This is a genomic window from Pseudomonas monsensis (assembly GCF_014268495.2).
In the GTDB taxonomy this organism is placed as follows: domain Bacteria; phylum Pseudomonadota; class Gammaproteobacteria; order Pseudomonadales; family Pseudomonadaceae; genus Aquipseudomonas; species Aquipseudomonas monsensis.
This window is the reverse complement of the sequence record NZ_CP077087.1, coordinates 3,307,361-3,331,123: the sequence shown is the minus strand read 5'-3', so window position 1 is coordinate 3,331,123 and position 23,763 is coordinate 3,307,361. Positions and strand designations below refer to the sequence as shown.

Genomic DNA, 23,763 nt, shown 5'->3' with positions numbered 1-23,763 from the left:
CGGTGTTTTGCACACATACGCCTCAACATCCGAGATGATTCAGCACTTGTCGTACTGCTCACCATGGACAGAGGTTATGGCTCAAATTCAGGGCTGAATATAGCTGGCAAAGCACACCTGCTGTGACCGCCAGGAACAGGTCAGTGGCACAAAATGAGAGGAGCCCCAGCGAAACCTCGGCTAAGTAATTTCGGGGGAATAGGTTTCAGATTTAGATTGATCTGTTGAGCAGAGAGCAGAGAGCAGGCGACAGAGTTACCGGCGAGGTGGATCAGTGGCTCACTGGCCTAGGAGCCATAGTTGCGGGTTAGCGCGTGGGCAGAATGAAAATTGGCGGAGGTGCCGTAGTGGCTATCAAGTCGCTTTGGGTAGTCCTCTCACGACATTCCATGGATGTGCCATCCATTTTTCATGGAAAAACTCGATGAACACTCGGATGCGAGGACTCAGATGCTTTCTGTCTGAATAGAGCAGGTAAATAGGCTCCCGGATCTCCGCTTTGTACTCATCAAGCAGGAGCACCAGTGAGCCTTCCTGAATGTCTTTTCCAATGTGAAAATCTGCAAGGCGAACTATACCCGCACCTGATTTGGCCATGTCTCTTAGCAGCTCGCCCTGCGTAAACGATCCCCGGGGCTTCACAGGGGTCGTTACACCAAGGCCATCTTGGATAAAGGCCCATTTGTTCCAGGGACTGGCAAAACTGAAATTAAAGCATCGATGGTTCATCAGGTCTTTCGGCTGCTGCGGTGTTCCATATTTTTCGAGGTAGTCAGGCGAAGCACATAGCAACCATTCACACTCGCCGATTTTCTTCGCGATTCTGGAAGAGCTCGGAAGAATCCCACTGTGAATTGCTATGTCCAACCCTTGCTCAAACTGGTCAACGAACTGGGCGCCTAACTGAATCTCGACATCAAGACCGGGATAAGTGTCGAGGAATTCTGGCAACCAAGGCACGATTTGCTGCTTCGCAAAAGAGGTCATCGTGTGGATGCGAAGCGTGCCACTGACCCTTGAAGGAAGCCCTTCTGCCAGAGAGTCAGCTTCACTCATCGCCTCAACCACAGCTTTCGCACTGCGCAGGTAAGCAGCCCCCTCCTCCGTCAGAGTGAGGACTCGGGAACCCCTCTGGAAAAGCCGAACCCGAAGCCGATCCTCTAGCCGCGCTATCAATTTGCTGATGGCCGACGGAGTCATCTCGTGCGCCCTGGCGGCGGCAGAAAAACTTCCGCACTCTGTTGACCAGATGAAGGCTAGCATTTGAGAGTATTGATCCATTTAGCTACGCTCCTTACGCGACTGAATCCACCTGTTTATCTACACAAAAAAACGCGCCGTAGCGCGTTCTTTTTTGAACCAAAATCAGCGAATGAACTGCTCGATATAATCGTCCGGCAAGCCCAAATTTTTGTAATGGCTGCGGGCAGCTTCCAGCTTGGTGAAAACGTCTTCATAGCCAACCGCGACACCCTGTGGGTCGACGTAAGTGTAGCCACCCTGAACGTGGAACCAAGTAATCATTTCTTCGACATCTTCAGGGACGAACAGAGTGTGAGTCTCTCCTGGCGGCTCGAATGCAAAGGAGCCTTCATCAGCAACCCAATCGTGTTCGAGATAGTACCAACGCCCCTTCAACACGATCGCATGCACTGCACCTGAGTGGCGGTGACGTGACAAAACCCCGCTCTGCCGCACTCGGAGCAAGTTGATGTAGTACCCACCGCTAACGCTCAGCAGCAGTGGTTTGAAAGATACTGACTTGGTGACAGGCACCCAGAGATTATCGTCTTCGAGCCAAGTGGTCATAACTCCTGGATGCACCATGTCTGGAGACATGAAAGGCACCTGCGGCAAAGCATAAGGAATGGCAAGTTCATCAGGTTTAACGGGCGTATTCATTATAATTTCTCTCAACGTGTGACTGGCGAGCGAGCCAGGATTTCAATCGCTGAGTGAGAGTAGGTGATGCTCTCGCACAGGAGAATACTCAGAAATTCACACCATCTGTGACCACTCGTCACAGCGCGTAAGACTCATCCCGTTGAAGGCCGCGACTCATCTAAGACGCCTACTGCGGACGAGTTCAAGCGATTGACCCAGTAGTTTTTTCATTGAGTGGATAGCGGCCACCAGTGGATCGCGCCCCATCAGAGGGGACACATTTTCCCCAATACCTTCACTACCATGCAGACCTGTTCATCTGAAAGCCGCTTACACAGTAGTAATCGGCTTGAAATAATGAGGTTTAGCAATGACTTCTCTCAGCCCTTCCCTTGAGCTCAGTCCCGAGCTTGCAGCTCATCCGGCCTATTCGCGAGTGTTCCAGCCCGAAGGCCTCACCTTCGGATACATCATGCCCTTGGAGGGCTATCCGAATTCACCGTTTCCCACGCTGCAGGATCATCAACGCCTTGCTCGCATCGCGGACGAGGCTGGATTCGCAAGTCTGTGGATGAGAGATGTGCCCTTCTATGACCCGAGCTTTGGTGATACTGGTCAAATGATCGACCCGTTTGTATATCTGGGATATCTGGCTGCTGTTACCAAAAACATTGCCTTGGGCACAACGGGCATCGTTCTTCCGTTACGTGAACCACTGATCGTCGCTAAGCAGTCCGTTTCGGTCGACCAGCTAACCGGCGGTCGTTTCTTGCTAGGGCTATCCAGCGGAGATCGCCCGATTGAATATCCAGCATTCGGGATTGATTTCGAAGCGAGAGAAGAACGATACCGGGCAGGCTTCGAGCTGATTAAGACAGTCACTGAAAACAGCTTCCCAAGCGTCTCAACCAAACTTTTCGGCCAGCTGGAAGGCTTGCTAGACATGGTACCCAAGCCAGTTGGCCCTCGACTCCCCATGATTGTCGTAGGCCGGGCCCGTCAGACGCTTGAGTGGATAGCCAATAATGCCGATGCCTGGATTTGGCATCTGAGCGACTTCAATCGTTTGCCCGGCCTCATCCGCGAGTTCCGTTCTGCCAGCCAGACCGGCAATGTAAAACCATACGGCTACGCGACATTTTTCGATCTGGCGAAGGATCCGAACACACCGCTGGAACGAGGCTACAACGGAATAAGGATCGGGCGTAATGCTCTCGTGGAGCTCTGGAAACGGCAACAGGATGAAGGTGTTTCACACGTCGCACTGAATATCAAACCTCTGCAGCGACCAGCCGCAGATGTCCTGGAGGAGATGGCTGAGTATGTCCTGCCACACTTTCCCATAGGCCAACCTGCCTCGCAGGTGACCCAGTGACCGGCTCAAGTGATCGCACCTACATTAAGGGCGTTATAGCCACCTTTCTGGAAGCCTGGGAGAGCGGTAATTGGGAATCTGCTGGGGATATATTCACTGACAATTGCCAGTTGGTGACAAGCCACATGTCCGCTCATGAGGGTGGACGCAAGATTGTCAGAGCTTTCCAGCAAGACCGTGCCAAGGCTGATGGCTTTTCAGTGAAGGCAACCAATCACTATGTGGGAGGTGGAGAAACCGACGCCACTTTCAGTTTCTACGTCTATGGCCATATCAGCAAAGCCACAAAGTCGGCCAAGCTCGGATTTGGAATGACAGTCACGGGCTCTCTGAAAAAGACAGCAGACACCTGGCACCTCGACAGCGTGCTGATTGCCTTGAATTGGGTAACCGGGGACTACTCGCTTGCAACTCACTGGCAGCTTCCCCCAGGTGACGACGGATGGAGGATTGGCGATCCCGCTCCGACCATCGTGAGCGAACTGAACGCGCCATGGCTTGCTTTCCCAAGCTCAACGCCTTCGGTACCCAGCGAGGAGTGTATTGCTGAAACCTACGCTCGTTACTCATGGGCGCTGGATCAGGCTGATATGCAGCTACTTGCCCATTGCTTTGCCAACGACGCCGCTGGTGATTTCCAACCGATGGGCCTTATTGAAGGGCGTCACGCGATCATCGGCTCCTTCAAAGAGTTTCGCAGGCCCTGGCCGTGGATGCAGCATTTCGCGGACGTGCTGGAGATCAAGTCCGACGAGGAAAAGGGTGTAGCGGAAATGATTGTCGGCAGAGTCATTCCTGGAAACTCACACACGCAAGATGGCACGCCTCTCTATGGCGCGCATTACCGAATGCGGCTTCGTCGCAAGCATGAGGGCTTCTGGCAACTGACCTGGAGCGAGTACCGCCCAGGCTGGTTCAATGCCAATGAAGCACCAAGAGTTTAGTCCCTTCCTGGAACCGCTTTAGGGCCGTGGCGCCGTACTATCTCGGACGACGAGTTCGATTTGTATGCGCTCGCGGCGTGCAAGTGGGCGCCCCTCAATCAGCGCAACGATGTTGTTGGCGCTGCTGATACCAATTTTCGAAGTCGGCACCCTGACTGTCGTTAGAGCTGGCACGTAGGCAGCCGCGAACTCGATATCATCGAACCCGCTGACTGATAGTTCTTTGGGGACGTCGATCCCATTGGAGCGCGCTTCCGCCAACGCTCCGATACAGGTGAGGTCAGTGCTGCAGACAATGGCCGTAGGCTTGGGGTTAAGCTCCATAGCAATCCGCAGCCCGGCGCGCCCTCCCTCAATCGTGAATGGCTGCTCAATAATCCGTTCACTTGAAAGCTCTATCCCTGACTCGAGTAGCTGAGCGGTGATTCCTTTCAGACGGTATTTTGCCCGTTCGTTGTTAGAAACAACTCCACTGATCATGGCGATACTTTGATGACCAAGGCTAAGCAGATGCTTGGCTATCAATCGACCACCCTCCTCATTGCTGAATCCCACGCAGTGATGGTCGTGAGCACCATCTAGCGACCACATGAGAATGAATGGGCATTGGGCGGCAGTTAGTGCTTCATAAATTTCAGGACTATGTTCAGTACCCACTAACAGTAGGCCTTCAACGCCCCGCTCAATCATGTTCCTTACGTTTACCAGTTCCTGCGCCTGGTCGTATTCATGGGAAGAAATGATTAAGTGATATCCAAGCTCCGTTAGCCTTAACTGGAGGGCCTGGACAGCTTCAGCGAACGCAGGGTTGTTAAACGTAGGAAAAACGGCTCCGATGCTGTGCGTGCGCCTGGATGCCAAAGCACGCGCGGCCCCGTCTCGCACGTACCCGAGCTCTTGAACAGCTGCTTGTACTTTGGCCAGCGTGGCAGGTTTCACTAAGTGCGGGACAGCCAATGCTCTTGAAGCACTCCCCATCGAGACGCCCGCCAATTCAGCCACATCCTTGAGCTTCGGTTTCTCGATTTTTTTCATTGGAGATTCAGCATCCTCGATCGTAGCGCGGAGACAGGACGATCAGAAGAACGCCCTCGATTTGCGCAGAGGATGATAAGCCAACAGCCTGCCGTTCGGGAGCCGTTAATTGGAGGGAAAAACCTGAGAGCAGCGTTTCTGCTGCCCCCAGGCAAAAACACTTATTTAATGACGATCGGATTCACAGGAGCTCCGGTTCCGCCAACGACCTTTAGAGGGGCTGCGGTATAGAGAAACGTCCACTGACCGTCCTCAGCGCAGTCCTCAGCGAGAGGATCAAGCTGAGCGATCTCAGTGAGAGTAATGCCCAAATTCCTCATGAGTGCGTTGTGCAACGGCAACGCAACCCCTGACACGGGATCGACGGTGACTTCGTTAGCAATGGTGTCGGTGACGATGTTCGGAATTTCCATCTCCTGAAACCACTTCACCAGCTCAGGGCTGTAGGTCAGGCCTGGCTCGATAAAGTCTTTGTAGAACTCTTCCGGGTCGCGTTTATAAAACGAGCCGATCCATCCAGTGCGGATGATGAGAATGTCGCGCTTGTTGATAGAGACACCTTGAGCCCGGGCCGCAGCCATTAAATCCTCATGGTTGAACGTTTCACCTGCATCCAGCACATCTTTACCACGGTGGCGCGCTATGTCGATCAGAATGCCTCGGCCAACGATGCCTTTTTCACCCAATGGAGCAACGCTCGCCTTGGCCAGGGAACCGATAGTGGTATCGGCACTGTAGCCATTCCAAATCTGATCGTCGTACCAGACATGCCCAAGGGCGTCGTACTGAGTTGACCCTTGAAGATGAAAAAACATCACGTCGTCGGCGAACTCGTAAGAGCCCGGAAAATGTGGGCCTTTGCCACAGTTGTAGTGACCACGATCCATGATATTCATGCGTTTTGACTGGGAGCGACCAGGCCAGACCGGGTCACCAGCAGGATCTGCCATCCGCACCTGCAAAGTAAATGTCTTGCCTTGCTTGACCTCTTTGACCCCTTGGAGAACTTCGATACCTGTAAGGTAGTTGAGTGAACCTACCTCATCATCCGGGCCCCACTTACCCCAGTTCTTAGGGGAGTCTTTGAGCAAGTCATGAATATGCGGAACGGTCTTGTCTGTCATTTTCTGAGCCTCTTTTATTCTTGGATTAGCTGTGCTGCATTTAGCGGTTAGTTGAAACGTTCAAATCGTTGTCCCAGCTCGTCGGCACGAGCGAGTCCTCGGATGAGTCGTTCAGCCGTAAGGGCTGGCGCCATATTTTTCGCGTACACCGCACCCAGTGTTGCCTGGACGACAATGTCCAATTCCTCAGAGGTAAACGGAGACGTCTGGCCAAGGCCGTCGAGGGTGACGGGAAGATTCACATCATTCAGAAGCTGAGCGACCTCTAGGATCTCTGAGTCTGGGCGCTCTTCGACGGACATCTGCACCAGCGTCCCGAATGCGACAAGCTCACCATGCAGCATGGAAGTAATCGCAGGAATTGACGTAAGACCTCGCACAAGCGCATGGGCTAACGACAAGCCGCCACTCTCAAACCCAACGCCACTGATAAGGACGGTTCCTTCAACAACCCGCTCGACATCATCATTAACCTCGTGCCGGCCTACTGCTTGGTAAGCGCTGTACCCGTAGGTCATAAGCGTCTTAAACACAGCCTCTGTTAGCAGCAATGCCGTGTTCAACGCTGGAGTACCAAATGAGTTATTGCCTCCGGCAGACTGACATTGTTGCGCCTCAAACTTTTTACTGATGGCGTCGCCGATGCCTGCGGCGAAAAACCTTGCAGGCGCACGGACAATCACTTCGGTGTCCACGACTACTGCAGAGGGGTTCATGTTCAGGTACTCGACACCAACGACCTTGTGCGCTTCGTCGTAAAGCACAATCAAACGGCTGGTTGGGGCGTCGCTGGAAGCAATGGTCGGGCATACGACAATGGGGACATTAAGCTGAGCAGCCATCCCTTTAGCCGTGTCAATTGTCTTACCCCCGCCCAAAGCGATGATGGTGTCTGGCCTGTAATCTGCTGATCGCTCACAGAGAGACGCAATTGCAGCTTTAGTGCATTCACCAGGAAAAACGATACTGTTCGCCTCGAAGCCATGCTCTGACAATGCATTCCCTACCTCAGGCCACAGATGCCTCGAGACGAACTCGTCACACAAGACCAATGGGCGCGATTGCCCCATATCGGAAAGGATTCTGCCAAGCTGCTTTAGCGCGCCTGGCCCTTGCTCGTATCGGCCAGGAAAACCCATTGTTCGAACCATGCCACCACCCGCTGCTGAAAAACTGTGAGATAAATCGTTACGTTGAATACGAGCCCGGATGGATCAGCGCATCAACCAGCCACCCGCCACATCCACAATTTGGCCCGTGATGAAGTCGCTGTCGTTTGAAGTCAAAAAGCATGCTGCTTTAGCTACCTCAAGTGGCGTTCCAAGACGGCCCAACGGAGTCTCATCAACGACTGCCTGGTTCGCTTGCGCAGAAACGGTTTTTAGAAGCGGCGTTTCGATGCGTCCCGGAGCCAGTGCGTTTGCCGTAATGCCATAGGGCCCGAGTTCACCTGCCAGGTGACGGGTAAAACCGATAACTGCGGCTTTCGTGGCGCTGTAATGCGCCGCGACGATAGGGAGGTAAGCGCTGCCAGCAACGGAAGACATATTCACTATTCTTCCAAAACGGCGCTCGACCATCGCTGGTGCGAGAGCTCTGACCAAGTTGAACGAGCCGGTCAGGTTGATGCCAACGACGCGATCCCATTCCTGAGGATCCATTTCCCAAATCGGCGCTGGTGCGCCCTCGTGTTTGGGTGAAATACCTGCATTGTTAATCAAGGTGTCGATCGGGCCGAGCTGCTCACTAAGCTCAAGACAGGCTCGACTGCATTGAGCGAAATCTGATACGTCAGCTTTAGCCCAAGCCACCAAATGTCCGGCAGCACTGAGTTGCCGGGAAAGCTCGGAAACTGACTGTTCGTCGAAATCTACCAAGGCAACCCGCGCGCCCTCCTCGCAGTACAGCCGGGCAATTGAGGCACCGATGCCCCCTCCTGCCCCAGTAATGAGAACTGTGCGTCCTGAATGTCGAAGATTCGTCATGCCAAATTCCCCGCGCTGAAAAAACAGAAACAAGACGCGGTGATGCTCACACGCGTCCAATGCCGCACTGGCTGACCGAAAATTTCGGACTCATGTAGGCGGGTGGTTTTAGGAGATTTGCGTGGCGAAGCCAGTGCCCCCGTGCCGGAGCGGTCGGTGACTTTAGATAAGAGAGTGGCGAGGGCAGCCCGCGTGCTTGACCGAGCGCGGGCTAATGATGCAGTGACCATCATGATCTCCAGACTTGCCTAGGAATACGGCAAATATGAATCGCTTCACATCCATAGTCTGCGGCCATAAGCCAACAACATCTATGATCTGTTCACGATTCTATTTTTGTATTTATTCTTGAAAGATATATTTATGAAGCGCTTCATTTTTATTCGGATATTTGACCGCTGTCAAGCGTCTGCACGGTCACTTCCCACGCAAGGAGGGCCAATAGCTCCTACGAAACTGAGCAGTGGCGAATGCCTTCGCAGTCATGAGCATCTGCGCTAATCATATTGAGGATGTGGAAAACACCGGCGCACTAAGCCTCTGAGCCATTGGCTCCTTTGGCAGATGCACGGAATACAGGCGCAGTGCCCAACGCCTGGAGGTCGATACTCAAGTGAGAGGAATATGCGACGCATATGCTAGGCATCGACTAGCCGCGCGGGCCTCGCTCACGGGTCAGGCAGAGTGAATGCCTTCCGCCGATTGTTGCTCCCATGGTGGGCATGGTGACCAAGCCTCCACGAGCTTATCGATGAAGAGTCGAATTTTTGGAGATAGGTGCCGCTTGCTAGGGTAGATCACCCGAATAGGCTCTGCGGCCTCTGCATACCCCGCGAGCAATTGAACGAGCTTGCCGCTCCTCAAATCGTCGTTCACCACGTAGGAAGGAAGAGTCGCGATACCCAGACCAGCGACAGCTGACTGGTGCAATGACTCAGCACTGTCCATCTGTAGCCTTCCGCCATGAGTAACGGGCACAGAGCTACCATTCACGCGAAAATTCCAAGGAAGCAACCTCCCACCGCTCACGAAATGCAGGCACTGGTGCTCGGATAAATCCTCAGGCGTTTTAGGCTCGGCATGCTCAGCCAAATACTTGGGTGACGCGCAGGTAATCATTTGTTGGTAGGCCACGGTGCGCGTTAGCAACCGAGAATCTTCCTTCGGTGGCCCGATGCGCATGGCCAAATCAAATCCCTCATCGATCAGATCGACCAGCCTGTCAGAAAAGGTGATATCCACGCTCAGGGAGGGCCAATCCTTAAGACAGCACTCAATGTGCTGAAGGACATGAAGTCTACCCAGCGCAACCGGCAGACTCATCCGCAGTCGCCCACTGGGTGTCGAACGGCGAAACGCAAGGGCATCCTCCACATCGTCCAGATCCTGAAGAACGCCCACGCAGCGCTCATAAAGAACCTGACCGTCATCGGTCATGCTCAAACTACGAGTGGTGCGATTCAGTAGACGTACCTGTAAACGAGCCTCGAGCCTGACTATCGACTTCCCCACCGCAGAGCGCGTAAGGCCAAGTTGCTTTGCCGCCGCAGTGAAGCTTCCAGCGTTTACCGAGCTTACAAACGCGGCGATATCATTCAGGTTATGGAGTTCCATACGGCCTCAGTGGTCTCAACGTTCGGGCGGCTTAGCACCTGTTATGGGGAACCCTATTCCCCAATACTAAGCATAGTATCTCAATTAGCTAATCCACTCCCAACGATCAATTGAGGTCATTATGAACACTAAAGTCCAAGCAGCCGTCCAAACCTGGGCCAACAGCCTTAGCGATCTGGTACCCGTTCTTAAGGGAATCGATACCACCACAAAGATGAGCGACATCCGCGACTCCTACGCAAAAATGCTCGCGCAAAATCCAGCGCCTGCTGGCGTCAAATTTGAAGCAGTCGACATGGGTGGCGTGCCAGGCACACTGGTAACTCCGGACGAGATCAAAACCGATGCAGTAGTGATGTACATCCACGGCGGGGCGTACATTGTTGGCCGTCCAGACGGATACCACGGCATCGGCGGTAACTACGCAAAAATGCTCGGTGCTCGCGTATACATGCCGGACTACCGCCTTGCCCCTGAGCACAAGTTCCCAGCCTCTATTGACGACACATTGCGCGCCTACGAGTGGTTGCTTGAGCAGAAAATCCCAGCTAACAAGATTGCATTCTCGGGCGAGTCGGCTGGCGGCGCGATGGTTGTCAGCGTCATGGTTGCGGCTAAATCCAAAGGGCTTCCATTGCCTGCGGTTGGCTCCTCCATCTCGCCATGGGCGAACCTTGAACACACCGGTGCTTCCATGAGCAACCGTGAAGGTCTGGATCCTCTGAACTCCAAGCCTGTCTTGGACATCCTCGCCAGAGCATTCCTAGGCGACACATTGGCCAATCATCCTCTGGCCTCACCTGTGTTCGCGGACGTCACCGGTCTTCCACCAATCTTGGTGCAGATCGGCGAGAACGAGCTGATGTTGAGTGATGCAATGCGCCTTGCAACTCACCTGGCTGATAACCGAGTTCGCGTGAACCTGGAAGTATGGCCTGCGATGTTCCACGCCTGGCACTTCTACGCCACCATGCTGCCAGAAGGTCAGCAGGCTATGGAGAGTTCCGTTCGCTTCATCGAGGCTGGCTTGGCCGACGCTAACCGCTAAAACGCAGAACAACCGCGATAGCTTTGTGGCTGTCGCGGTTTTGCTCATCCTGTTTCTATAAAAGCTTCATCAGGCTATTCAAAAAACCTGAGCAAGCGCCCTGCCCAACCCGATCGAATTTCACCAGACGCCCCTTCTTGGCAGGTCGTGTCCACTGAACTCAGAAGATGGTTTTTCCGATGACACCAGACCGCAGCACGATCAACCCAAGGGTCTATGCGCTGACCTTCACTGCATTTGTAATGCTCTCCTCTGAATTTATCGTCGCAGGTTTACTACCTGAAATTGCAACATCGCTGGCCATCACTATTGGAGCGGCGAGTGGGCTGGTGACAGCTTTTGCTTTAGGCATGGGCATCAGCGCGCCAATCATTGGTGTTCTAGCACACCGGGCCTCGAAACGATCCCTTCTCATCGCCGCGTGCGTGGCACTTGTTCTCGGGAACGGGATTTCCGCAGTCTTTAGCGACTACTACATCATCCTCATTGGTCGCGTACTAGGAGGAATCGGTGTTGCTGTTTTCTGGACAAACGCCGCTCTGGCCGCGAAGTCACTGTCGCAAGGCCGCAATGAAAGCATGGCGATTGGTAGAGTCTTGGTAGGAATCTCGATCGCATCGGTCGTAGGCGTCCCGGTCGGCAAGCTTATCGCTGACGCCACCAATTGGCGGATGGCAATGTGGATGATGACGGCGCTGAGCTGTGTGGCTTTGCTAACCGTGTGGATTTGGGTGAGACCTACTGAAGAATCGCGGCAGAAAGAAAACCTGCGCGACACCCTACGTGTAGCCTTCAAGCCTGACGTTTCAATGACCTTGGTCAGTTCATGCTTAATGTTTGCTGGCGTTGCCTCGGTATTCAACTTCTTGTCTACCTTCCTGGAAAAGGAGACCGGCTTCGGTGAGATGAACGTCACACTGATCCTATGTCTCTACGGCGTCGCAGACATTGTGAGCAATTTGATCCTATCCAAACGTGTGAAAGATGATCTTGAGCCACTGTTCAGACGGGTCTTGGTGACCATGGCCGTCGGCATGTGCGCCCTGTCAGTGTTTGGCAATCTCACATGGGCTGTACCACTCGCCGTCATCATCGTTGCCAGCAGCCACGCTGGTGTCAGCCTGCTTATCGGAATCGACGTGCTAAAAAGGGCTGGGAACGCTGGTCAGTTGATCAACGCCATAAACGTATCAATGATAAATCTAGGTATCGGCATTGGTGCAGTCATCACTGGGTTGCTGGTAGATCGCGTGGGCGTTAGCACCATAGGTTGGGTTGGCGCATGCTTCATTTCTTTGGCGCTGTGTGTCCGATGGAAAATTGAACGTAGCCACGAACAGTATGGTAGCTGAGTTGTAGACCGTTGCTTAACATTACCTTGCGCCTTAAAGGAACGCCGGCTAGCGCGGGACACTCCAGTTCGATACCCAAGCGTCACGGGCTCAGCGGGATGACTGCTGGAACTAACACTCCAGTAACGCACAAATGAAAAGGGCTCCATGGGGCCCTTTTTGTACTCAAACCTTAGTCACTTGGTGAGCCAGGACTCAACGGTGGTGGAACCGTGTTTAGCTTTGCAATCCTTCTGAATCGCCCCGGCTTATCTAGACACCTTGCAAGCTCAACGAAAGCGATTAGCCGCTACTCATCCTCATAGTGGAGAGACACACTGAAAGCCATCAAGTCCCCCATTGCATCACCGCCAGGGCGCGCACTCGCAATTGTTCGTGGATCGCATGCGAATGGGGGCAAAACTGGGGGCATAGTTGGTTTTTCTAAGCCTAGAAGCACCGTCCTAGAGCCAAGTCAAAATGTTCTTTGGCGATCCGGATAGTCTTTGATGCAAGGCCCTGTACCTTGGAAACGCTTCCAGCGGGCCACTGAGTTATCCATGAGTCTTACACCCGCTCCCTCGAAGTGAGCGGGACGCGGTGAACCGTCGACCAACCGGAAGACGGCCGCTAATTTCTACAACTGTTGTTCTCCTCTGAACTGGCATACATCAAACACATTCGTCTGAACGGTCACGGATTGCTACGCCGAATTGATCTGGGTCAATCCGCAGAGCCGCGAATCAGATCGAAATAGCCCTGTGCATTGCACCCTGTGTCGAACCTTTTTTATCTCATGTGAGGAGCATCCCGACATGCCCGACTCATCGGTAAATCAGTGGGACGCATGCAGACCGGCGACGCGATTCATCCGCCAACCATCATTCGTGTTTTTTGCTTTGTGAAGGCTAACGACCATGGTCACCAATGACTCAATCAAATCGAGTGTCACTGGCACGAACGCAATCAGCCACAGTTGCGCACTGTTTGAAGAAGCCGATCGACTCAACGATCAGGCCTATGCCGTACTTGAGGAACCGTTTTCCACGCAGACCATGCACAAGTTCTCAGAAGCCAGAAAACGTGCCGACGAAGTGTACCGTCAGGCCTGGCAGGAATGGCAGTACTCCCACGGCGGGACCGGTCACTGAGCCATTCCGGGGCCGAGCTCGACTCGATCGCGATGATTTGATCCGCATCGGCGCGAATCGGTACGTCTTGCCCGTCAATCCGTACGGACGTCGCGCCGGCGATCACTCTTTTGGGTCTCGGGCCAGTTGATTTTTATCAACGGCGGATGCGAACGGTCAGACGGCGGAAGGCTTGACCATCATCAAGCTGCAAGGTGCTCGGTTGACCAGGCTTTCCGCCGTGCCGCCAATAAAGCCGTCGAGCCCGTGATGGTAAGACGTGCCCAGTACCACTAGGTCGAATGCATTTTGCCGGGCGAATAACTCGATCACCCGATACGGGACACCGGTCAGCAGATGTCGGTGACTTTCATCAAGACCATAACGCTCGGCCAGCGCTTCGAAGGCTTCTTCCTGAGTGTCGTTGATCGCCTCGCGCAAACTGTGATCCAGACTCAGGTTCGGCACACTCATTGCGGCATCGCCCACCACCGACCAGTTACTCACGTTCAATAGGTGCAGCGAGGCACCGCAGGCTCTGGCCAATCTTGAGGCCAGACCGAGAATGCGGTCGTTCAGGCCTTGAGTCAGGTCCTCGAGGTGGGACAGGTCCACCGCCGCCAGGATCTTCAACGGTTTCGGGTTTACGGCTTCGGTCACCAGATGCAAACAGGCGGGGCAATCTCGCAGCAACAACCAGTCCAGTGGTTGATGAAACGCCCGATCAAGCGCCGGGACATGGTGGGCATCCTTGATCACCAGATCGGCGTGGAAGTCATTGACGTACTCAAGCACATGCGCCGGTGTCGACTTTGCCCAAACCACTTCGGTCGTCACTTGCACGCCGCTGCCGCGCTCAATCCGGGCTTGCTGTTCCAGCCACTGCCGATGCACCTGCAAGTAACCCTCGCGCGCCTGCGCCATGGCGTTGTGGTCGAACAAACCGGCTACCGCCAGAGCCTGGACGTAATCGAACGCAACAATGTGCAACAACGCTCCGCTGGCCTGGGCCAATGCCTGGGCTCGATCAAACGCCGGGGTGCGGGTCATCTCGGTGGGGGCAATCAACAGAATCCGCTTCAGTTTGAACATCACGTACCTCTGCTGGCAGTGCTATGCCGGCCTGGTTGCCAGCCCGACGTCCGTGTCCGGTTTGAAGCAATCGCCAACTATTTACGCGCTGCCTTTTCAGCCATCCGCTTGGCGCGCTCATTGGCGTCATCGGCTGTACGCTGTGCCTGTTCAGCCTTCAATATCGCTTCATCGGCCCGCAAACGTGCCGTTGCCGCATTGTCTTCGGCAGACTCAAGTCGTGCATCGGTTTCCTGAGCATGGCGGTTACTGCATCCGGTGGTTGTAGCCAACAGGATACTCAGCACGATGATGGACAAGCGCATGTTCATGGTTTCCCCTTGATTGGTTGCGACATTGCTAAGTCGATAGTCTGAGTATCTGGCGATGTCCGCTACCGACTCTGATTTTTGTCAACTAATGACGGCATCGGTGGATGGCCGTGCAAACGGGCGTTGTTGATCTATCTCAATGAAGCTCCGCCGCTCAGGCGTAGAAAAAGACTGACCGGCATTCGCCGAACATGAACAACCTTTCAGAAGAGAGAGCGCCGTCATGAGCGATTTGAATCTGCGCAAAAGCATTTTGGAAGAGCTCGGATTCAGCCAGACATCAACGCCGCCGACATCGGAGTCAGTGTGGAGAACGTGGTCACGCTCGAAGGCCGGGGCCACCTGTGGCGTGAGCGCCAGAACGCTGAACCAGCGGTTTGGTCAGTGCGAGGCGTGACGAGAGTCGAAGATCATTTGTGCTGGCGTGAATTCAATTCTCCGAGCACCCCGGCTTCGATTACCACTTGATGCTGGAGAGTCACGATGCTGGTCGTCACTTTGATCAACACCCTGGTGGTAATCGCTGCCGTGTTGATTCATTACGAGTGTTTGTTACGCCTGAACGACTGGCTGCCGAAATTGAAAAACTGGAGCCGTTTTCGCATCGTTGCCGGGGTGTTTGGCGGGCTGCTGGCCCATGCCATCGAGGTCTGGTGCTTCGCCGTGGTTTACTTTCTGATGTCGCGCTCCGGGGAATGGGGGCGCCTGACGGGCAGTTTCGACGGTTCTTACATGGATTGCGTTTATTTCTCCTTCACTACCTACACCACCATTGGTTTTGGTGACATCTCCCCGGTCGGCGATCTCAAGTATCTCACTGGCCTGGAGGCCTTGACGGGACTGGTGCTGATCACCTGGACCGCGTCATTCCTGTTCCTCGAAATGCAAAAATACTGGAAGAGCAAATAGCCGTTCAATACGCACAAGACCTGATTTACATCAAACCTTGCGACCAGTCCTCAAGCTCAATAGAGACGAAGTTGCCCACGCCCCCCTGAAACCGGGTGGTCCCGTTCGTCCGTAATCACGGTGGAAGGCCAAATGAAAAGCACGTGCGAAGCTAAGAGACCTATGCTTACCACACCCCCTCGTGGCGTCTTCCTCATGCACGAAACATCTCCCCCGCCGGCGTTATGTCTCAAGGCAGCGTGCTCCAACTGCAGCGTACTTGAGTTGTGTCTGCCGATCGGCCTGGACGGGGCGGAGGTCGAGCGGCTCGACACCCTGATTGTCCAGCGTTTAAAGGTCAGGAAAGGCGCCGCCCTGTACCGTGCCGGGGACCCGTTGCGCTCGCTGTACGCCGTGCGCGTAGGCTCCTTCAAGACCAGCGTGTTGTCCGTCGATGGCCGCGAGCAAGTGACCGGTTTTCACATCCCTGGCGAAATGCTCGGTCTGGACGCCATCAGTGCCGATGAGCATGCATGCACTGCATACGCCCTGGAAGACAGCGAAGTCTGCCCGATCCACTTCGCGCAGCTGGAAAAACTGGCGCAGAGCCTCCCTTCCCTGCAACACAACCTCAATAAACTGCTGAGCCGGGAAATCGTCCGCGACCACAGCATGTTGATGCTGATGGGTAACATGAACTCCGATGAGCGCCTGGCGGCATTCCTGCTCAACCTCTCGCAACGCCTGAGCTCTCGTGGCTATTCCTCCAAAGAGTTCGTGCTGAAAATGCGCCGCGAAGAAATCGGCTCCTACCTTGGGCTGCGTCTGGAGACAATCTGTCGTGGCATCGCCCACTTGCGCGACCAGGGGCTGGTGGAGATCGCCGGGCGCAACGTGAAAATCCAAAACCTGGACGGCCTCAAGCAGATGGTGTCCGGCTGTAATCGCCAGACTCACTGACCCCGTCTGCAACGGAGGTTGATCATGCGCGCCATGGTGCTGCACGCCCCCGGCCAACCCTTGCAACGCGAAGAGCGACCTGTCCCGATACCCGCCTCCGATCAGATCCTGCTCAAAGTGCTGGCCTGCGGCGTCTGTCGCACCGACCTGCACTTGCTCGACGGTGAGTTACCGCAAGCCGTATTCCCACGGGTGCCGGGCCACGAAATAGTCGGTGAGGTCACGGCGGTGGGCCAGGATGTAAGGCCTGACTGGATCGGCCGACGGGTCGGCGTGCCCTGGCTGGGCTGGACATGCGGCGAGTGCGGGTTCTGTCGTTCGGGCCGGGAGAACCTGTGCGATCAGGCGCGGTTCACCGGTTGTCAGCTGGACGGCGGCTACGCGGAATACACGGTTGCCGATCCGCGTTTTTGCTTTGCCCTTCCCGAGACGCTCTCAGACCAGCAAGCTGCGCCCCTGCTGTGTGCCGGACTGATCGGCTTTCGTGCGCTGCAAATGGCTCGTGGCGCGAAGCATCTGGGACTTTACGGGTTCGGCGCTGCGGCACACCTGGCGATTCAGGTGGCGCTCGGACGCGGCCAGAAGGTCTACGCGTTTACCCGTCCCGAGGACGACATCGGACAAGCCTATGCCCGCTCCCTGGGCGCAGAATGGGCCGGACCATCCGATCAGCCGCCACCACACCTGCTCGATGCCAGCCTGATCTTTGCGCCGGTGGGCGCACTGGTGCCGGCGGCGCTGGCGGTGACGGACAAGGGCGGCTGCGTGGTGTGTGCCGGGATTCACATGAGCGACATCCCGACGTTCCCGTATCGTTTGTTATGGGGTGAGCGCAGTGTCCGCTCGGTGGCCAACCTGACCCGCGAAGACGGTATTGCGTTTTTCCAGGAGCTTCAACACACGCCCGTGCACTGTGACGTCACCCGGTTTGCTTTGGAGGACGCCAACCAGGCCTTGGCATTTTTACGAGCGGGGCAATTCAACGGGGCGATTGTGCTCACACCGTGACCACGTGCCTGACTGCCAGAATGCTCCCCGGCACCGAATACAAGGCGCGTTCGGTGGTGCTGCCGATCAAGCGATCGACGCCCACCCGATGCACCGTCCCCATGACCACCACGTCGGCCAGATACTCTTCGACAAACTCACTGATCACCTGCACCGGATGGCCCATGACGAAGTGCCGGCGCTCTGGCGGCACGCCATACCGCTCTGCCAGCGTGACGAAGGCAAGATGCAGGGATTCGCGTAACTCGCTGGCAAAATCGCCACTCCAGCCGCCAGTGACCATCGGCGCATCGCCATTGAACGCTGCTGACAAGTCGTAGGCATACAACAGGTGCAGCGGGACGTCGCATTGCAATGCCAGCGCATTCGCGGTCTGGATGATCGTGTCGTTCAAACCGCTGATGTGTGTGGCCGGATCAAACGGATCCACCGCGGCTACCACGCGATGCGGCAATGCGTACCGGATGTGATTGACCAAGTGCAAGGGAACCGGGCACTCACGCAGCAAGTGACAATCGAGCGGCGTGATGAAGACGCGTTTGAGCGCCGGTTCCAGCGTCACATCCTTGATCACTAGTTCGGACTTCAGTGCCTTGACGGCTTTCAGGATTTCCAGCAGCGGATGACTGGTGAAGATCACGTCCACCGTCACATTCAGTCCATGGGCGTTGAGTTGCTCGAGCTCCTCGGCTACCCAGCGACGATAGCGGTGCTGATAGCGCTGTGCATCCGCCCCATCGATTTTGTCCTCCCATAAGTGCGTAAACGGTACCGGCTCGACGAAGGCCCGCACATCCAGCGCCGCTCCGTTCACCTTGGCCAGCGCGATAGCACGGAGCATCGCCGGAGATTGATGCAGCGTCTGGTCAGCGACCAGCAACAGACGTTGATATTGACCCATTACACACCTCGGCTCGGCACCGGCGCTTTGGGCCGGTAGGTTCAAGACTGCGCCTGCCTCCCTGCCTGACGTTGATTTACATCAAACCGTTGCCAATGAAGAACACCATGGAAAAGGACGACCGCCAATTGATCCGCCCTCTCACAGAAAAGGATCTGTCAGCGCGAATACAACTTCATCAAGCGCGTGCCCCGCGAATCCAGGCACATGCGCATTCTCGCCCTGCCCGACCAGTTGATGGCCACTGACAATAAACAGCGCACGGCATTCATCGCCGTAATACTTGGAGCGATCTCGTTTCAGGACTGTAGGGTTTGCTGCGGCTTGATGGCCAACACACTGCACGGTGCTCGATGCAGCAACTGTTCGGCGGTGGTGCCGAGCAATTTGCTCAAACCGTGGTGCTGCACCGTTCCCATGACAATCACGTCAACCTGATGCTCGAGGGCGAACCCGCAGATACTCGGCACCGGCGCACCCTCGATGAAATGCCGGCACGCGTCCGGTACGCCGTGACGTTCGGCCAAGGCCGCAAACGCTTCATGCTGCGCGCTGCCCAGCGCCTCATAGATCCCGGTAGCCAACGGCAAGGCGCCGAACCCGATGTCCGTGGCGTAAACCGCCGCCCAGTCATACACATGCAACAGTTCGAGGCTGGCATCACATTGCTCAGCCAGCCGGGTGGCTGCATCAATAATCTGATCATTGAACAGGCAATCCTGTTCTTCGCTACGCAAGACATCGACGATGGCCAGTACATTGCGCGGGCGTGGATGGGTGTCACTGGTCACCAGGTGCACTGGCACGGGGCAATCGCGCAACAATTGCCAATCCAGCGGTGTGTAGAACACCCGCTCCAGCGCGGATTCGTGCCGGGCATCCTTGATGATCAATATCACCGGCATCTCGTTGATGAACTGCAGGATCTCGGCAAAGGGATCCTGAACCCAGACCACTTCGGTGGTGACCGTGATGTGATGCCTTGCCAGCAACGACGCCTGTTCTATGAGCCACTGCCGATGAGTGCGCAGATAACCATCGCGGGCCAGGCGGATTTGCTCAGGAGCAAACAGCCCGGCCACTGCCAGCGCTTGCACATAATCGAAGGCCACGATGTGCAGCGGCACTTGCATGGCCAGCGCCAGCGCGGCGGCGCGCTCGAACGCCGGCGTGCGTTCCATGGCGGGCGGAGCAATCAACAGTAAACGCTGAGTTTGCGACATGGGATACCTCGGCACGTGGCCAGCGAGAAGGAAACAGACCTTCAGCGTGAACGCTACGGCCGCTGGCAAATTGATCTTTGTCAGCAACTGCACGGATCGGTGGGCATCACCCGAGCAAAAGACCACTTCGATCAATTAGAGCAACAAGGTGCCTGCCCACATCGCCAGCGTCAGCAATAGCTGGCCGGGGATCACATAAGCGGCAAAGCGTTTGCCGCCGCTGACCCAGGCCACTACGCATTTGCTCACCGAGTTACTGCTGACGGCGATCAGCGCAGGCGCAGCGATCGCGTCGTAAGGCAACAGCCCGGCCTTGGCCAGGCTGGCAACAGAGGCCGTGGCGGAATGCGCGTCGGCGAAGCCGGTCAATGTCGCCGTGAGCATCACGCCCACCTGGCCAAAGTGGCTGAGCATCGCCGACGACACCAGCGTGATACCGGTCATGGTCAGTGTCACGACCAAGGCGAGCTTGAGATTAAATGCCCCTGCGGACTTGATCGGCTCGCTGCTCGCTCCCCTCCCCGGGTCGGGAAACATCAGGCAGACGCCGTACAACGCCGTGGCTAGCAACCCGCAACACAACGGCGCCCACACGCTGCGCAGTAGACTGGGATCAACGGTGGCGAGGATCAGCCCGACCTGAATCACCGTGGCAAGATTAGAGAAGATTGCGGCCGCGCCGAGGGTCCTGATGTTGGCCGGCTCAAGGCTTGCCCGTTGGCCCATGGTGGCAATCGTCACCGTACTGGAGGCGAATCCGGAGGCAATTGCGCTGACCACATAACCATAGCGAGTGCCCAAGGTGCGCACGGCGACATGGCCGATCGCCCCCACCAGCATCAGCAAAACCGTCAGGGTACAAATCGTGCGCAGATTGATCGCCGCGTAAGGGCCGATGTAACGGTCTGGTGCCAATGGCAGCACCACCAGCGCCGCGATCAGCAAAACCAGGCCGTCGCGCATCTCGACTTCGCTCAACTGGCTGTTGGCAAAGTGATGCAGCTTGTCGCGATAGGCCAGCAACCCCGCGATGACCACGCCAATGGCTATTGCCAGCGCGGGTGCGGTGCCACACAACGCGCCGAGCACCAACACCGTAAGCAAGGCTATTTCGCTGGTCACCCCCGGGTCGTCGCTCAGGCTGCGCCAATAGGCGACGGTGATCAGCAAGGTCACGCAGGTCGCCATGATCCCCAGCAGCAGAGCCGCGCCGACCTGCAGCGAGACATATCCCAGCAACGCGGTAATGGCGAACGTGCGCAATCCGGCGCTGTCACGTGTAGCGCCGGTGCCTTTGTGCCGCTCACGCTCAAGACCGATGAGCAGGCCGATCCCCAGCGCTGCCGCTGCACCAGAGAGATCGAAGAGTTCATTCATGGTCTGTAGCACCCGGCAGAGGTTTTAAGCGCAGCCCTGCGGTCACCTCAGCGCGATCATTCAACGCACTCGCCCAAGCGCTGAGTGACAACCGGCTCTGCGGGCGACGTCTGACCGAAGGCGTTGGGCCAGACGTGGGGCGCGTCGATGCGTGCCTGAAGCAGGCCCGCAAAGTCTTGCGCCGCGTCCAGATGCTTGAAGTTTACGTCCCAGTCATCCAGATGCACGACCCAGCCATGGGGTGCTTGTCTTTCTGTGATCCTGATGTTCATGGAAACCTCGATCAAACGGCAGGTCGACCGCATTCTCGGCACTGGGCAGAGCTTGCGCCGGGACTGCAGACCGGAAGTTGATAATGGTCAACAATCCGTGGATGCCTTCGCTTTTTCATTTGTGCGTCCCTTTTGCATTTCTGTGCGACAGATCCCGTTTCAGGGCTCCCGCAAGGCTCTGGCACGGTGTTAGTTTGTAAGTGTATGTGTATGTGTCGCAGCGTTGAGACACTCTCCCTTTACTGCCCTGCAAAGGAATGCCCTTCGTATGAATTTCCCTTTCAAACAACTGGCTGCCACCACCTTGATGCTGGCCGGGCTTGCGGCTTTCACTGCTCCAGCCCAAGCCAACATTACTCCGCAGCAAAGTGCTGAAATCCTCAAGGCCTACAGCGCCGAAACGACTACAGATTTCCGCCAGTTCCTGACCAGCCTGGCCAAGAGCGATCTGGCCAGGACTGCCGCCATTGGCCCGGCCATTGGCGCCTTTCTGGATAACAAAACGCTGACGGCTGAGCAGCAGAACGAAATCTATCGCCTGCTCGGCCTCTATGCCCGCGTGAAATACAGCGCAGCCGCCACCGAGACGCTGCGTGAGCTGGTGGAGATCCCGACCTATCGCAAGGACGGCGTTGCCCAGCACGACAACCCGGAATTCATCAAGATCGGCGAGAAGATCAAGAGCCTGGCAGAGTCCTTCCATCTGAATTTCCGCAACATCGACAACCGCGTGTATGAGATCTCGCTCAACGGCGCTGGCGATGAAGTCGTCGGCATTCACGCGCATGCCGACGTGGTGCCGGTAACGCCGGAAAACTGGGTGCTCAAGGATGGCACCCGCCTCGATCCGTTCAAGATCACGCTGATCGGCGACCGCATGTATGGTCGCGGCACCGAGGATGACAAGAACGGTATCGTGGTCACGCTCTACGCGATGAAAGTCATCAAGGACGAAAAACTGCCACTGGCCCGCAACTTCAAGTTGCTGGTGGACACCACCGAAGAAACCACCGGCGACGCGATCCCGTACTATTTCGAGCGCAACCCGACGCCCAACTACAACCTGGCGCTGGATGGCGGATACCCGGTGGTGATTGCCGAGAAAGGCTACGGCACGGTGATGGCCGAATTTGCCAAGCGCAAAGGTGAAGGCAAAGGTGGGGAAATCATCTCGATGACCGGCGGTCTGGCGACTAACCAGATCCCTTCCGCATCCGTCGCCACGATTGTCAGCGATAAACCGGCCGCACTGGCCGCCAGCCTGCAAAAGGCCGGTACCGAGTTTGCCAAACGCAATGGCGGCAATTTCCAGGTGAACGCCAAGGTTGACGGCAACAATGTCTTGCTGACGGTGACCGGGGTGTCGGCCCACTCCTCCGAGCCGGAATCCGGGGTCAATCCGGTGGCGCGGATGCTGGTCTTCATCAATAGCCTTGATGGCAAAGTCGCGTTCAAGCACAACCACATCACCGATGCCGCGCGGTACGCCGCCGACAACTGGGGCCTGGATTACCTCGGCAACACACTGGGCGTCGGTTTCTCCGATTCCTTCATGGGGCCGCTGACCACTTCGCTGACTTACGTCGCAATGGACGACAACGCCTTCAAACTCGCGGTCAACCTGCGCGTTCCGAAGGGCAAATCGCCGGAGAAGCTCAAGGCTGAAATCGCCGACAAACTGGCAGCGTGGAGCAAGAAGAATCACGTTGCCGTCGCCTTCGACTATTCGATTGCCGAACCGATGTATCGCAACCCTGAGGGCGAATGGGTCAAGGCGCTGCTGGCGGTCTCGACGGAAAACCTCGGTATGAAACACGAGTTCGGCACGTCCGCTGGGGCGACGTCGGTGCATGAGTTGCCAAATGGCGTGCAATTCGGTCTGGCGCGCCCGGAGGTCAAGTACACCGGCCACACCGACGGTGAATTCAAGACCGTCGATCAATTCCAGCTCGATCTGCAGATCGTCACGGAAATGATGGGCCGGATCGGCCAGTTACCGAAGCTTTAACAGCATTTGTGGCGAGGAAGCTGGCTCCCTCGCCACAGTTTTTTAATCGCCGGATAATCCTCGCCGCTCATCGTTGCGCAGCAGGCAACACAAAATGACCATCAAACCGATTGATAGCCACCTAACGAAAGGTGCATGCTAGAGGGCTAGCTCGAGCCTTATATCATTCCGAATGATAGTTACCTTTGCTTCATTCGATTCGTGCCATCACACCTCGCCGAGCATCATCCGCCCATCTTCAATACATTGGCGG

At 56.0% G+C, this 23,763-nt stretch carries 23 protein-coding genes; 10 read left to right on the top strand and 13 right to left on the bottom strand.

All coding sequences use genetic code 11. The annotated features are described in order from the left end of the window. Positions 1-354: 354 nt before the first annotated feature. Both HV782_RS14695 and HV782_RS14690 read right to left on the bottom strand, forming a co-directional pair. Positions 355-1,281 (bottom strand): LysR family transcriptional regulator, encoded by a 927-nt coding sequence (locus HV782_RS14695; protein WP_186746044.1) that lies wholly within the window; start codon positions 1,279-1,281, stop codon positions 355-357. A gap of 84 nt (positions 1,282-1,365) precedes the next feature. Continuing rightward, positions 1,366-1,902 carry a 2,4'-dihydroxyacetophenone dioxygenase family protein gene (locus tag HV782_RS14690; protein WP_007913179.1) on the bottom strand — a complete coding sequence of 179 codons (537 nt, stop codon included), beginning with the start codon at positions 1,900-1,902 and terminating at the stop codon, positions 1,366-1,368. A gap of 352 nt (positions 1,903-2,254) precedes the next feature. Between HV782_RS14690 and HV782_RS14685 the strand changes: the two genes are divergently transcribed. Beyond that, positions 2,255-3,259: an LLM class oxidoreductase gene (locus HV782_RS14685; protein WP_186746041.1), complete on the top strand. Its 1,005-nt coding sequence runs from the start codon at positions 2,255-2,257 to the stop codon at positions 3,257-3,259. Continuing rightward, the gene (locus tag HV782_RS14680; RefSeq protein ID WP_186746039.1) at positions 3,256-4,203 is read left to right on the top strand and encodes a nuclear transport factor 2 family protein; all 948 of its coding nucleotides are present in this window, start codon (positions 3,256-3,258) and stop codon (positions 4,201-4,203) included. Before HV782_RS14685 ends, HV782_RS14680 begins: the two co-directional genes overlap by 4 nt. Before the next feature lie 18 nt (positions 4,204-4,221). On the opposite strand, the gene HV782_RS14675 is transcribed toward HV782_RS14680, so the two are convergent. The 5 genes from HV782_RS14675 to HV782_RS14655 all read right to left on the bottom strand — a co-directional run bounded on the left by HV782_RS14675 (position 4,222) and on the right by HV782_RS14655 (position 9,961). Then, positions 4,222-5,238 (bottom strand): LacI family DNA-binding transcriptional regulator, encoded by a 1,017-nt coding sequence (locus tag HV782_RS14675; protein ID WP_007913182.1) that lies wholly within the window; start codon positions 5,236-5,238, stop codon positions 4,222-4,224. 161 nt (positions 5,239-5,399) lie between these two features. Then, positions 5,400-6,362, bottom strand: a complete 963-nt coding sequence (locus HV782_RS14670) for a cyclase family protein (RefSeq protein WP_027620510.1) — start codon at positions 6,360-6,362, stop codon at positions 5,400-5,402. A 47-nt stretch (positions 6,363-6,409) separates the two neighbouring features. Continuing rightward, positions 6,410-7,501, bottom strand: a complete 1,092-nt coding sequence (locus HV782_RS14665) for a glycerol dehydrogenase (RefSeq protein WP_224789880.1) — start codon at positions 7,499-7,501, stop codon at positions 6,410-6,412. Positions 7,502-7,576: 75 nt separating this feature from the next. Next, positions 7,577-8,380, bottom strand: coding sequence for an SDR family oxidoreductase (locus HV782_RS14660; RefSeq protein WP_264082465.1), 804 nt, complete (start codon positions 8,378-8,380; stop codon positions 7,577-7,579). 642 nt (positions 8,381-9,022) lie between these two features. Continuing rightward, on the bottom strand, positions 9,023-9,961 hold the full coding sequence (locus HV782_RS14655; RefSeq protein ID WP_186746037.1) for a LysR family transcriptional regulator: 939 nt from the start codon (positions 9,959-9,961) through the stop codon (positions 9,023-9,025). A 121-nt stretch (positions 9,962-10,082) separates the two neighbouring features. Here HV782_RS14655 and HV782_RS14650 point away from each other — a divergent pair, with 121 nt between their 5' ends. From HV782_RS14650 to HV782_RS14640, 3 genes are all read left to right on the top strand, one after another. Further along, positions 10,083-11,009, top strand: coding sequence for an alpha/beta hydrolase (locus HV782_RS14650; protein WP_027620514.1), 927 nt, complete (start codon positions 10,083-10,085; stop codon positions 11,007-11,009). A gap of 179 nt (positions 11,010-11,188) precedes the next feature. Beyond that, the gene (locus HV782_RS14645) at positions 11,189-12,361 is read left to right on the top strand and encodes an MFS transporter (protein WP_186746034.1); all 1,173 of its coding nucleotides are present in this window, start codon (positions 11,189-11,191) and stop codon (positions 12,359-12,361) included. 896 nt (positions 12,362-13,257) lie between these two features. Beyond that, positions 13,258-13,491, top strand: a complete 234-nt coding sequence (locus HV782_RS14640) for a hypothetical protein (RefSeq protein ID WP_186746032.1) — start codon at positions 13,258-13,260, stop codon at positions 13,489-13,491. A gap of 156 nt (positions 13,492-13,647) precedes the next feature. On the opposite strand, the gene HV782_RS14635 is transcribed toward HV782_RS14640, so the two are convergent. Together HV782_RS14635 and HV782_RS14630 are read right to left on the bottom strand one after the other, a co-directional pair. Beyond that, on the bottom strand, positions 13,648-14,562 hold the full coding sequence (locus HV782_RS14635) for a universal stress protein (protein WP_186746030.1): 915 nt from the start codon (positions 14,560-14,562) through the stop codon (positions 13,648-13,650). 77 nt (positions 14,563-14,639) lie between these two features. Next, complete coding sequence (locus HV782_RS14630; protein ID WP_186746028.1) at positions 14,640-14,873, bottom strand: Lpp/OprI family alanine-zipper lipoprotein; 234 nt, start codon at positions 14,871-14,873, stop codon at positions 14,640-14,642. A gap of 306 nt (positions 14,874-15,179) precedes the next feature. On the opposite strand from HV782_RS14630, the gene HV782_RS14625 reads away from it, so the two are divergent. The 4 genes from HV782_RS14625 (at position 15,180) to HV782_RS14610 (ending at position 17,729) form a co-directional block, all read left to right on the top strand. Beyond that, positions 15,180-15,341: a BON domain-containing protein gene (locus HV782_RS14625; protein ID WP_437180121.1), complete on the top strand. Its 162-nt coding sequence runs from the start codon at positions 15,180-15,182 to the stop codon at positions 15,339-15,341. A gap of 15 nt (positions 15,342-15,356) precedes the next feature. Continuing rightward, positions 15,357-15,782 (top strand): potassium channel family protein, encoded by a 426-nt coding sequence (locus HV782_RS14620; protein ID WP_128614517.1) that lies wholly within the window; start codon positions 15,357-15,359, stop codon positions 15,780-15,782. Between the two features lie 195 nt (positions 15,783-15,977). Next, complete coding sequence (gene fnr, locus HV782_RS14615; RefSeq protein WP_186746026.1) at positions 15,978-16,721, top strand: fumarate/nitrate reduction transcriptional regulator Fnr; 744 nt, start codon at positions 15,978-15,980, stop codon at positions 16,719-16,721. Positions 16,722-16,745: 24 nt separating this feature from the next. After that, positions 16,746-17,729 carry a zinc-dependent alcohol dehydrogenase family protein gene (locus HV782_RS14610; protein ID WP_123468550.1) on the top strand — a complete coding sequence of 328 codons (984 nt, stop codon included), beginning with the start codon at positions 16,746-16,748 and terminating at the stop codon, positions 17,727-17,729. Here the strand turns inward: HV782_RS14610 and HV782_RS14605 are convergent. From HV782_RS14605 to HV782_RS14590, 4 genes are all read right to left on the bottom strand, one after another. Then, on the bottom strand, positions 17,719-18,630 hold the full coding sequence (locus tag HV782_RS14605; RefSeq protein WP_186746024.1) for a universal stress protein: 912 nt from the start codon (positions 18,628-18,630) through the stop codon (positions 17,719-17,721). The genes HV782_RS14610 and HV782_RS14605 overlap by 11 nt on opposite strands. 299 nt (positions 18,631-18,929) lie before the next feature. Continuing rightward, complete coding sequence (locus tag HV782_RS14600; protein WP_186746022.1) at positions 18,930-19,853, bottom strand: universal stress protein; 924 nt, start codon at positions 19,851-19,853, stop codon at positions 18,930-18,932. 135 nt (positions 19,854-19,988) lie between these two features. Next, a complete protein-coding gene (locus HV782_RS14595; protein WP_186746020.1) occupies positions 19,989-21,230 on the bottom strand; it encodes an MgtC/SapB family protein in 1,242 nt (413 codons plus the stop codon). A gap of 56 nt (positions 21,231-21,286) precedes the next feature. After that, positions 21,287-21,502: a hypothetical protein gene (locus HV782_RS14590; RefSeq protein WP_186746018.1), complete on the bottom strand. Its 216-nt coding sequence runs from the start codon at positions 21,500-21,502 to the stop codon at positions 21,287-21,289. Positions 21,503-21,770: 268 nt separating this feature from the next. Between HV782_RS14590 and HV782_RS14585 the strand changes: the two genes are divergently transcribed. Next, entirely contained in the window at positions 21,771-23,510 is a 1,740-nt protein-coding gene (locus HV782_RS14585; RefSeq protein WP_186746016.1) for a dipeptidase, read from the top strand. Positions 23,511-23,763: the final 253 nt, after the last annotated feature.